The organism is Thiomicrospira sp. WB1, assembly GCF_001507535.1.
GTDB lineage: Bacteria > Pseudomonadota > Gammaproteobacteria > Thiomicrospirales > Thiomicrospiraceae > Hydrogenovibrio.
Map to the genome: position 1 here is coordinate 85,182 of NZ_LQBN01000004.1, position 11,802 is coordinate 96,983.

Annotated in this window: 8 protein-coding genes; all 8 read right to left on the reverse strand. The window is 51.3% G+C overall.

The window, feature by feature from the left end; all coding sequences use genetic code 11:
- Positions 1–5: 5 nt before the first annotated feature.
- Positions 6–479, reverse strand: a complete 474-nt coding sequence (gene rpsG, locus AVO41_RS09725; protein ID WP_068586360.1) for a 30S ribosomal protein S7 — start codon at positions 477–479, stop codon at positions 6–8.
- 67 nt (positions 480–546) lie between these two features.
- The gene (rpsL, locus tag AVO41_RS09730; RefSeq protein ID WP_068586365.1) at positions 547–921 is read right to left on the reverse strand and encodes a 30S ribosomal protein S12; all 375 of its coding nucleotides are present in this window, start codon (positions 919–921) and stop codon (positions 547–549) included.
- 141 nt (positions 922–1,062) lie between these two features.
- A complete protein-coding gene (gene rpoC / locus AVO41_RS09735) occupies positions 1,063–5,310 on the reverse strand; it encodes a DNA-directed RNA polymerase subunit beta' (protein WP_068586367.1) in 4,248 nt (1,415 codons plus the stop codon).
- A complete protein-coding gene (gene rpoB / locus AVO41_RS09740) occupies positions 5,310–9,371 on the reverse strand; it encodes a DNA-directed RNA polymerase subunit beta (RefSeq protein ID WP_068586370.1) in 4,062 nt (1,353 codons plus the stop codon). Before rpoB ends, rpoC begins: the two co-directional genes overlap by 1 nt.
- A gap of 184 nt (positions 9,372–9,555) precedes the next feature.
- Positions 9,556–9,927, reverse strand: a complete 372-nt coding sequence (rplL, locus tag AVO41_RS09745; RefSeq protein ID WP_068586373.1) for a 50S ribosomal protein L7/L12 — start codon at positions 9,925–9,927, stop codon at positions 9,556–9,558.
- A gap of 46 nt (positions 9,928–9,973) precedes the next feature.
- Positions 9,974–10,471: a 50S ribosomal protein L10 gene (gene rplJ, locus AVO41_RS09750; protein ID WP_068586779.1), complete on the reverse strand. Its 498-nt coding sequence runs from the start codon at positions 10,469–10,471 to the stop codon at positions 9,974–9,976.
- Positions 10,472–10,634: 163 nt separating this feature from the next.
- Positions 10,635–11,324, reverse strand: a complete 690-nt coding sequence (gene rplA / locus AVO41_RS09755; protein WP_068586375.1) for a 50S ribosomal protein L1 — start codon at positions 11,322–11,324, stop codon at positions 10,635–10,637.
- Positions 11,325–11,328: 4 nt separating this feature from the next.
- A complete protein-coding gene (gene rplK, locus AVO41_RS09760; protein ID WP_068586376.1) occupies positions 11,329–11,757 on the reverse strand; it encodes a 50S ribosomal protein L11 in 429 nt (142 codons plus the stop codon).
- Positions 11,758–11,802 lie beyond the last annotated feature (45 nt).

An 11,802-nucleotide genomic window follows, 5' to 3' on the forward strand; every position in this document is an offset into this window, starting at 1 on the left:
TCGGATTACCAACGAAAATGTGAGAAAGCTTTGTTCGCTTCAGCCATTCTATGGGTATCTTCTTTTTTCTTAATCGCCGCGCCGCGATTTTCCAGCGCGTCTGACAGTTCGCCTGCCAGGCGAAGCATCATGCCTTTCTCGCTTCGTTTACGAGCAGCTTCCACCATCCAACGCATGGCCAAAGCCGTTTTACGTTCGGCGCGAACTTCAACAGGCACTTGATAGGTGGCCCCACCGACACGACGCGACTTTACCTCAACCATCGGACCAACATTTTCCAGCGCTTCTTCGAGAAGCTTGGCATGTTCGCCACCTTTTTTGCGGTCAACAACAACATCCAATGCACCGTAAACAATTTTCTCGGCCACGGATTTTTTGCCGCTGTACATGATCATATTGACAAATTTTGTCAGAGTGGTGCTTCCAAATTTTGGATCGGGCAACACTTGTCTTTTAGGTATTTCTCTTCTTCTCGCCATTCTTACTCTTCCGGTATAAATTTACACGATTGATTGCAAAACGTATGGGTCAGAGTTCCACTTGGGATTAACTCTTAGGACGCTTCGCACCGTACTTAGAACGACCTTGTTTACGCCCATCCACACCAGCACAGTCCAGCGAACCGCGCACTGTGTGATAACGCACACCAGGTAAGTCTTTCACACGACCCCCGCGAATTAGAATCACGGAGTGCTCTTGCAGATTGTGCCCTTCACCACCGATGTATGAAGAAACTTCATACCCGTTGGTCAAACGGACACGTGCAACTTTACGTAGGGCAGAGTTTGGCTTTTTAGGCGTTGTTGTATAAACGCGCGTACAAACACCACGTCGCTGAGGACAGGCTTCAAGCGCCGGTACATTGGACTTCTTTGGCTTGTCTTTACGCGGCTTACGCACCAACTGGTTAATAGTAGCCATTAATCTTTACTCCATCATAAACTGATTGTTTTACCATCATTTTTCGAGGCGAACTGCCCCTATTAAACAAGGTTGTGGGATTTTAGTGACCCCACGCCCTCATGTCAAGCATAAGTTTTTGAATTATCAATAACAATTCAACTACTCTGCAGCCCCACCTTCTGGCGAGTCTGTTTCGGTTGACGAAATATCAGCCTCAGCCATTTCGGTTTCAGAGGCTTCCAATTCGGCGTTTTCTTCCGCCGCAGCCATGAAGGCTGCCAATTCTTCCTGGGTTTTTTCCTGCGCGGTTTTTCTCGCTTGGTGATAAGCAAACCCTGTCCCCGCCGGAATCAATCGACCCACAATCACGTTTTCTTTCAGGCCGACCAGCTTGTCTTCCTTGCCACTGACAGCGGCTTCGGTCAAGACACGCGTTGTTTCCTGGAAGGACGCCGCGGAAATAAAGGATTCCGTTGCAAGCGATGCTTTCGTGATGCCCAGCAGAATACGATCATAAGTGGCTTCCACTTTGCCTTCTGCTTGCAGACGTTCGTTTTCTTCCAGAACCCGTGCGTATTCAGCTTGTTCGCCACGAATGAAACTGGAATCACCCGGTGATTTAATTTCCACCTTACGCAACATCTGGCGAACGACCGTCTCAATGTGCTTATCATTGATACGCACGCCCTGCAGACGGTAAACGTCCTGCACTTCGTCCACGATGTATTCGGTCAGCTTTTCAACGCCTAGCAAACGCAGAATGTCGTGTGGGTTCGCATTGCCATCCACCACAATGTCGCCTTTTTCAACGCGTTCCCCCTCGAACACATCGACCGAACGCCATTTTGGAATCAGAGTTTCATGTTGCTCACCACTGTCCTGAGTAATGACAAGACGCTGCTTCCCTTTGGTTTCTTTCCCGAATCCAACCACGCCACTGACTTCCGCCATGATGGCTGGCTCTTTTGGCATACGGGCTTCGAACAAATCGGCAACGCGAGGCAGACCACCGGTAATATCCTTGGTTTTTGACGATTCCTGTGGGATACGCGCCAAAATATCGCCTGCGCCGACGCGATCGTTTTCGTTGACCACAATCACTGAGTTTTCCGGCAGGTAATACATCGCAGGCGTCTGTGTTCCGGGGAAGCAAACGCCCTTACCGTCATCACTCACAAGCTGGATATACGGACGCAGGTCTTTTGAGGCGCTGGTACGCTCTTTGGCCCCTTTCACCACATAAGTAGTCAAACCTGTCAGCTCATCGGTATGCTCTTCAACGGTGCCTTCAAAATTACCGAACTGGATGACCCCTTCGGCTTCCGTGATCACGGGGTGGGTATGAGCATCCCACGTGGCCAGAACCGCACCCGATGTCAGCTCCACACCGTCGTCAACATTCAATGCCGCACCATACGGAATTTTGTAACGCTCTTTTTCACGCCCCATTTTATCCAGGATTGAAATCTCTCCGGAACGGGCGGTTACCAGAAGCTGACCTTCCGAGTTCTTAATGGTTTTCAGGTTGTCGAACTTCACCTTACCTTCGTGCTTCACTTCGACCTGACTCTGTGCGGTTGAAGCGGAAGCGGTCCCACCAATGTGGAAGGTACGCATGGTCAACTGAGTGCCTGGCTCACCAATGGATTGCGCAGCCATGACACCGACGGCTTCACCGATGTTCACTTCGTGACCACGTGCTAGGTCACGGCCGTAACACTGACGACACACACCAAAACGCGTTTCACACGTAATCGATGATCGAACGTGCACGACATCCACACCGGACGCGTCAATATCACTGACCAGGCGCTCATCCAACATGGTGCCTTTGCTGACGATCAGATTGCCTTCCTGGTCAATCACATCTTCTGCAACCACACGGCCGAGAATTCGCTCTTTGAGCTCTTCGACCACTTCACCACCTTCAACGTGTGCCGTCATGCGGATGCTGCGATCGGTCCCGCAATCGTCTTCAGTGACGACCACATCCTGTGCCACATCAACCAGGCGTCGCGTCAAATAACCGGAGTTGGCGGTTTTCAGAGCGGTATCGGCCAAACCTTTCCGCGCACCGTGCGTCGAAATAAAGTACTGCAGAACGTTCAACCCTTCACGGAAGTTCGCCGTGATCGGCGTTTCGATGATGGAACCATCCGGTTTGGCCATCAGGCCACGCATCCCGCCCAACTGACGCATCTGCGCCACCGAGCCACGGGCTCCGGAATCAGCCATCATGTAAACCGAGTTAAACGACGTCTGCTGGGCTTCATTCCCCTCAGCATCCTTAACGGTTTCATACTGCAGATCATCCATCATCGACTGGGTGACCAGTTCGTTGGTATGCGACCAGATGTCGACCACTTTGTTGTAACGTTCACCTTCCGTCACCAAGCCCTGAGCAAATTGCTTCTGAATCTCAGTCACCTGCTCATGAGCACGCTCGATGATTTCTTCCTTGTTGTCCGGTACCAGCATGTCGCCGGAACAGAAAGACAGACCCGCCAAGGTCGACCATTTAAAGCCGGCATACATCAGCTGGTCGGCAAAAATCACGGTTTCCTTCGGTCCCAGAATTCGGTAACACGCATTCAGCGCCTTGGAAATGTTCTTTTTGGTCAGATTGACGTTAATCAGATCAAAGCTCAAGCCCTCTGGCAGAATGCGCAACAACATCGCACGGCCTGCAGTGGTATCCACCATCTGATGCACCACTGATTCAACGCCCGAATCGTCTCTTACCGTCTGGTCAAGTTTCAGCTTGATACGGGTATGCGGGTGCACCACCTTCGCTTCCAGCGCACGCTCCACTTCCATCCAGTTAGCAAACGCTTTGCCTTCGCCCTGGGCGTTGATGGCTTCACGGGTGATGTAGTACAAGCCCAGTACCACGTCTTGAGACGGTACGATGATGGGATCACCATTGGCCGGCGACAAAAGGTTGTTGGTCGACATCATCAAAGTACGAGCTTCCAACTGAGCTTCCAGCGACAGCGGGACGTGAACCGCCATCTGATCCCCATCAAAGTCGGCGTTGAAGGCCGAACATACCAGTGGGTGCAGGTTGATTGCCTTGCCCTCGATCAGAACCGGCTCAAATGCCTGGATCCCCAGACGGTGAAGCGTCGGTGCCCGGTTCAGTAATACCGGATGTTCACGAATGACTTCGTCCAGCACATCCCAGACTTCCGGCAAGCTTTGCTCTACCATTTTCTTAGCGGCTTTAATCGTGGACGCCATGCCACGCTTTTGCAGTTTGCTGAAAATGAAAGGCTTAAACAGCTCCAGCGCCATTTTCTTTGGCAGGCCACACTGATGCAGACGCAGTGACGGGCCAACCACGATCACGGAACGGCCGGAATAATCGACACGCTTACCGAGCAGGTTCTGACGGAAACGTCCCTGCTTGCCTTTGATCATATCCGCCAGCGATTTCAACTGTCGTTTATTGGTGCCGGTGACGGCACGACCGCGACGGCCGTTATCCAACAGCGAATCCACAGATTCCTGCAACATGCGTTTTTCGTTGCGCACGATGATGTCGGGCGCCATCAGATCCAGCAATCGCTTAAGACGATTGTTTCGATTGATCACACGACGATACAGGTCGTTCAGGTCGGACGTTGCGAAACGGCCACCATCCAGCGGCACCAGTGGACGCAACTCTGGCGGCAGCACAGGCAGCACGTCCAGAATCATCCATTCAGGCTTGTTCCCGGACTGCAAAAAAGAATCGATCAGCTTTAGGCGCTTGGAAATTTTCTTCTGCTTGGTTTCAGAATTGGTCGCGTCCATCTGCTCGCGCAGCTCAGCCGCATCGGCTTCCAGATCAATCGACTGAAGCATTTTCTTGATCGCTTCCGCGCCCATTTGTGCTTCAAACTCGTCACCGTACTCATCCAGCGCATCGAGGTACTCTTCCTCGCTCAGCAACTGCCAAGGTTCAAGCGGCGTCAGGCCTGGGTCGACCACCATAAAAGCTTCAAAATACAGGACGGCTTCGATTTCTTTGAGCGTCATATCCAAAATCAGGCCAATGCGAGATGGCAATGATTTCAGAAACCAGATGTGCGCGACCGAGGTCGCCAGGTCGATGTGCCCCATGCGTTCACGACGCACTTTTGACTGAGTGACCTCAACCCCACATTTTTCACAGATGACACCACGGTGTTTCAAACGCTTGTATTTGCCACACAAACATTCAAAGTCACGAATGGGGCCAAAGATCTTGGCGCAGAACAAACCATCACGCTCCGGCTTGAAGGTACGGTAGTTGATGGTTTCCGGTTTTTTCACCTCGCCATACGACCAGGAACGAATCTTCTCAGGTGAAGCAAGCGTGACTTTGATCGTATCGAAATCGTTCGATACATTCTGTTTTTTCAAAAATCCCAATAAATCTTTCATTATTCTTGCTCCAACTCAATATCAATCCCCAAGGCACGAATTTCTTTGCGCAATACGCTGAAGGATTCAGGAATACCAGGTTCCATGTATTCGTTGCCATCGACAATATTTTTGTACATGCGTGTACGACCGGCGAGGTCATCGGATTTGACCGTCAGCATTTCCTGCAGAGTAAACGCCGCACCATAGGCTTCCAGAGCCCAGACTTCCATCTCACCGAAACGCTGACCGCCAAACTGAGCTTTACCGCCCAATGGCTGCTGTGTCACCAGACTGTAAGGTCCGGTCGAACGGGCGTGCATCTTGTCATCAACCAGGTGGTTCAGCTTGAGGTAATACATATAACCGACGGTCACAGGTCGATCAAACGCTTCACCACTGATGCCGTCGAACAAGGTCATCTGACCGGATTCAGGCAAGTCTGCCAAGCGCAGCAATGCTTTAATCTGATCTTCCGACGCACCATCGAAAACCGGTGATGCCATAGGCACACCTTTTCTCAAATTGCCCGCCAACTCCATGATTTCATCGTCGGTGAGCTGGGCAAAATCCACATTCTGCCCTTGCGTCTCGTTATAGATCTGATGCAGGAAGCCGCGCAATGTTTTGATGTCTTCCTGCTGCTTGAGCATGGCGTCAATTTTTTCGCCCAAACCGGCGGCGGCCAACCCAAGATGCGTCTCCAGAATCTGACCCACGTTCATCCGCGAAGGAACCCCCAGAGGGTTCAGACAGATGTCCACCGGGCGCCCGGTTTCATCAAACGGCATGTCCTCGATCGGACAGATACGCGAAATAACACCTTTGTTCCCGTGGCGGCCTGCCATTTTGTCACCCGGCTGGATGCGACGCTTCACGGCCACATACACCTTGACCATTTTGGACACACCGGGCTGCAGGTCATCGCCTTGAGTGAGTTTCTTTTTCTTCTCATCAAACGCGGCATTCAGTTCGGCTTTTTTATCCGTCAGTTGCTGCTCAAACGCTTCCAGCTGAGCCGCCAAGGCATCGTCTTTGACGTTGGCTTTGAGCCACTGATCCCGTTCGGTCTTTTTCAACCAGGCCTGGTTAATTTTGGTGCCATCCACCAGTGTCTGACCGTTCAACAACTCTTCCACACGCGCATGAATGTCTTCAAACAGAATGCGGTACTGTTCATCGATGTCCTTACGCACGGCCTGCAACTCATCTTCCTGAATCGACAGCGCGCGCGCATCTTTCTTCACACCTTCACGGGTAAAGACCTGAACGTCAATAACGGTCCCTTCCACGCCTTTACCAACGCGCAGAGACGTATCTTTCACGTCGGAGGCTTTTTCACCGAAAATGGCACGCAGAAGCTTTTCTTCCGGTGTCAGCTGGGTTTCGCCTTTTGGCGTCACTTTACCGACCAGAATGTCGCCTTGCTTGACCTCTGCGCCCACATAAACGATCCCGGACTCATCCAGACGTGATAAAGCGGCTTCGCCCACATTCGGGATATCGGACGTCACTTCCTCCGGCCCCAGTTTGGTGTCACGCGCCAGACAGGTCAGTTCTTCAATGTGAATACTGGTGTAGCGGTCATCGCGCACCACTTTTTCAGACACCAAAATGGAATCTTCGAAGTTGTAGCCGTTCCACGGCATAAAGGCGATGCGCATGTTCTGACCAATTGCCAGCTCACCCAGATCCGTTGAAGGCCCATCGGCCAAGACATCACCACGGGCAACCGCATCACCGGCTTTCACAATCGGCTTCTGGTTGATACAGGTATTCTGGTTGGAGCGCTGGTATTTCACCAGGTTATAAATATCCACCCCGGTTTCGCCTTCGGCGATTTCATCGTTATTGGCGCGCACCACAATCCGTGCAGCGTCGGATGAAATGATCTCACCGCCACGGCGCGCCACCACCGTGACCCCCGAGTCGATCGCAACGGTTTTTTCAATCCCGGTGCCGACCAATGGCTTGTCGGCACGCAATGTTGGTACCGCCTGACGCTGCATGTTCGAGCCCATCAAGGCACGGTTGGCATCATCGTGTTCCAGGAACGGAATCAGAGCCGCTGCCACCGAAACGATCTGCTTGGGCGAGACGTCCATGTAGTTGATTTCGTTGGACGGTGACAGAGTAAACTCGTTCTGGTGACGACATGAAATCATTTCGTCCACGAACTTCCCGTCTTTGTCCAACTGGGCACTGGCCTGAGCGATCACATACTGGGATTCGTCAATGGCCGACACGTATTCCACTTCTTCGGTGACCTGACCATTAACGACCTTGCGATAAGGGGTTTCCAGGAAGCCATATTCATTGGTTTTGGCATAAATCGCCAAGGTGTTGATCAGGCCGATGTTCGGCCCTTCCGGAGTTTCGATCGGGCAGACACGACCATAGTGAGTCGGGTGCACGTCACGCACCTCAAAACCGGCACGTTCACGCGTCAACCCGCCTGGCCCCAATGCCGAAACGCGACGTTTATGCGTCACTTCCGACAGAGGGTTGACCTGGTCCATAAATTGTGACAACTGGCTGGAACCAAAGAACTCTTTGATTGCCGCCGAGACCGGCTTGGCATTGATCAGATCCTGAGGCAACAGGTTGTCGGTTTCTGCCTGATTCAAGCGTTCCTTGACCGCACGTTCAACTCGGACCAACCCGACACGGAACGCATTTTCGGCCATTTCACCCACGGCACGGATACGACGGTTACCCAGTGTATCGATGTCATCCAGTGTGCTCAGACCATTACGGATATTGATCAATTCCTTGACCACATCAATCACATCATTGTTTTCCAGAACCAGCGCACCGTCATTTTTCTTGCGGCCCAAACGACGGTTCAGTTTCATCCGACCCACAGACGATAGGTCATAACGAGCTTCATCAAAGAACAAGCTCTGGAATAATGCCTCGGAGGACTCTTGTGTTGGTGGCTCACCCGGACGCATCATGCGGTAAATCTCAATCTGCGCATCCAGCGGTGAAGCCGTGGTGTCCAGATTCAGGGTATCGGAAATGTAAGAACCGTTTTCCAGATCATCCACAAATAGACAACGGAAAGAGAAATTCTTCATTCCTTTCAGAGTTGCCAGCAAATCGGGCTGGATCATTTCATTCGCACGTGCAACCAGCTCACCGGTTTCGTCGTTCATGATCCCGGAAGACAAAATGCGACCGATCATGAAATCATCAGGCACTTCAACCTGCTCCACACCGGCTTCCCGAATTTTCTTCACATCGCGTGCGGTGATTTTTTTGCCTTCTTTGACCACCACATCCCCATTGGACGCAGCCAGATCGAACGGCGCGTTCTGCCCTTTCAGCTTGCCTGCATCAATGTCATGCAAGACCTTACCGTCTTTGATATGGAAATTCAGGTGATCAAAGAAGGTGTCCAGGATTTCCTCGTTGGAATATCCCATTGCTCTGAGCAGGATAGAGACGGGGAGCTTACGACGACGGTCAATGCGGACATACAGACAGTCGTTATGATCGAACTCGAAATCCAACCAGGAACCGCGATAAGGAATGATCCGTGCATTAAACAATGTCTTACCGGATGAGTGAGATTTCCCTTTATCACTGTCGAAAATCACACCAGGAGAGCGGTGCAACTGAGTCACAATCACTCGCTCGGTCCCGTTGATCACAAAGGTACCGTTTTCGGTCATCAGCGGGACATCACCAAGATAGACCTCTTGCTCTTTCACGTCTTTTACCGGACGCTTACCCGCCGGGGCATCTTTGTCGAACAACACCAGGCGCATTTTCACACGCAGAGGTGACGAATAGGTGACCCCACGCTGTTTACACTCTTTGACATCAAATTCAGGCTGACCCATGGTATAACTAACATATTCCAGGTCAGCGGTGCCTGCCACACCATGAATCGGAAACACAGATGAAAAAGCGGCGTGCAAGCCCATCATCTGACGTTGAACGGGCTTTTTCTCCTGTTGCAGAAATTCGTTGAACGATTTTTTCTGCAGGGAAAGCAGGTAAGGCACATCCAGAATGGATGGCTGTGTGGCAAAATCCTTGCGGATGCGTTTCTTTTCAGTCAAAGAATAGGACATCGGTTACCCCAACATTCACATATAAGATACGAAACCGGATCTTGATCGGGTTTCAGCCAATGCATAAAAGAGTAATAACAGCAGATACCTCTGGCTGCGATTCATCACACTTTTACACACTTACAAACAAGAAAAGGCCGGCGTCGGAAACGCCAGCCAAATCGCTTAAAAACGGGCTTGAAGCTTACTTAACTTCGACTTCAATACCAGCTTCTTTCAGCTCTTCTGCCAATTTTTCAGCTTCTTCCTTGTCCACACCTTCTTTCAGTGTAAACGGTGCTGATTCAACCGCAGCTTTCGCTTCTTTCAGACCCAGGCCAGTCGCGCCACGAACGGCTTTGATCGCCGCAACTTTGTTGTCGCCTGCGCCTGTCAGGATCACATCAAACTCAGTCTGTTCTTCGGCTGCCGCACCCGCGTCACCACCAGGGCCTGCAACGGCGACTGCTGCCGCAGAAACACCAAATTTTTCTTCCATTGCTTCAACCAGTTCAACCACTTCCATGATTGACATGTTCGCAACGGCTTCCAGAATATCGTCTTTAGAAATTGCCATGTTATTACTTCCTTAAATTAATCACGTTTGAAGAGTCGAAGCCGATTTAGGCAGCTTCTTCTTTCTGCTCTTTGACTGCGTTGAGACCGCGTGTCAGTTTCGCCACTGGCTCTTTCATCACATACAACAACTTGCTCAAGGCTTCGTCGTATGTCGGCAACGCCGCGATGCTCGCCAAGTGAGATGCGTCCAGCACACCATCCCCAATTGACAAAGAACGAACCACCAGGGCTTCGTTATCTTTTGCAAAGTCTTTAAACACTCGTGCCGCTTTACCCAGTTCCTCGCCGGAAAAGGCAAAAACCAGTGGGCCACTGAATGTATCCGCCATGTCTTCAAATGGCGTGCCTTGCACGGCACGTTTGGCCAGGGTGTTTTTCACAACACGAACCGTAACCTTTTCTTCACGCGCCTTGATACGAAGGTTAGTCATCTGTTCAACAGTCAATCCGCGATATTCAGCCGCAACCATAGAGCCAGACTCTGCAATCACTGCAGACAGCTCTTCGACGACGGCTTTTTTACCCTCGATATTGAGTGCCATATAACCTCCAAAACAGCTTGAATCATCAAGCTCTTCCATCTACGCAGGCTTAAAACGATTAAGAGCCCCAACGGTGCTCACCTGCGGTCTGAGATGGGCGCTCACTCAATCAAGTCGTACTTAATCTAAGGAGACCCAACTCTTTTTTGCCGAAGCAAAATCTTTACAGACTGGACTGATCCACCTGGATACCAGGCCCCATCGTGCTGGAAATGGAAATCTTCTTCAGGTAAGTCCCTTTCGCAGCAGACGGCTTGGCTTTCACCAAATCATCAACCAGTGCATTCAAATTCTCTTTCAGTTTTTCCGGTTCAAAATCAACCTTGCCGATGGCCGCGTGAACGATCCCTGCCTTATCGGCACGGAAACGGACTTGGCCAGATTTGGCATTCTTGATGGCCGTCGCAACATCGGGTGTGACCGTGCCGGTTTTTGGGTTCGGCATCAGACCACGTGGCCCCAAAACCTGGCCCAGCATCCCGACGACGCGCATTGCGTCCGGTGAGGCAATCACCACATCAAAATCCATCATGCCACCTTTGACCTCGTCGGCCAGGTCTTCCATGCCTACGAAGTCCGCACCGGCGTCTTTGGCCGCCTGCGCATTGGCATCACCAGTAAAGACGGCAACACGCACTTCTTTACCAGTGCCGTTTGGCATGACCGTCGCACCACGTACAACCTGGTCCGATTTACGTGGATCAATGCCCAAGCGAACCGCGACTTCAACCGATTCGTTGAATTTTGTGTTGGACAGCTCTGAAATCAGAGAAAAACCTTCCAGAACGGGATAGGCTTTGGTTGTGTCCACTTTTTCTGCGAACAACTTTTGTCTTTTCGTCATCTTCGCCATGCCATTACCCCTCTACTACTAAGCCCATGCTGCGAGCAGAACCCGCAATGATTTTGACGGCTGCGTCCAAATCGTTGGCATTCAGATCCGCCATTTTGGTGTTGGCGATTTCTTCCAACTGCGCGCGTGTCACAGTGCCGACCTTGTCTAGGTTTGGCACACCGGAACCACTCTTGATCCCAGCTGCTTTTTTCAGCAGGATTGACGCTGGCGGGGTTTTGGTAATAAACGTAAAGCTACGGTCGTTGTAGACCGTGATGACCACTGGCACTGGCAGATTTTTTTCAATGGACTGCGTTTCTGCGTTAAACGCTTTACAGAACTCCATGATGTTCACGCCATGCTGACCCAGGGCCGGACCAACCGGCGGACTTGGGTTGGCATTCCCAGCAGGAACCTGCAACTTAATATAGGCTTCAATTTTCTTAGCCATAACATCTCCTTTCGGGTTCGAACGTCTTTCGACTCCCCAGTTACA

Bases quoted from the DNA above. Each gene is read 5' to 3' on its own strand.
- rpsG (WP_068586360.1), bottom strand. From the start codon at position 479: ATGGCGAGAAGAAGAGAAATACCTAAAAGACAAGTGTTGCCCGATCCA.
- rpsL (WP_068586365.1), bottom strand. From the start codon at position 921: ATGGCTACTATTAACCAGTTGGTGCGTAAGCCGCGTAAAGACAAGCCA.
- rpoC (WP_068586367.1), bottom strand. From the start codon at position 5,310: ATGAAAGATTTATTGGGATTTTTGAAAAAACAGAATGTATCGAACGAT.
- rpoB (WP_068586370.1), bottom strand. From the start codon at position 9,371: ATGTCCTATTCTTTGACTGAAAAGAAACGCATCCGCAAGGATTTTGCC.
- rplL (WP_068586373.1), bottom strand. From the start codon at position 9,927: ATGGCAATTTCTAAAGACGATATTCTGGAAGCCGTTGCGAACATGTCA.
- rplJ (WP_068586779.1), bottom strand. From the start codon at position 10,471: ATGGCACTCAATATCGAGGGTAAAAAAGCCGTCGTCGAAGAGCTGTCT.
- rplA (WP_068586375.1), bottom strand. From the start codon at position 11,324: ATGGCGAAGATGACGAAAAGACAAAAGTTGTTCGCAGAAAAAGTGGAC.
- rplK (WP_068586376.1), bottom strand. From the start codon at position 11,757: ATGGCTAAGAAAATTGAAGCCTATATTAAGTTGCAGGTTCCTGCTGGG.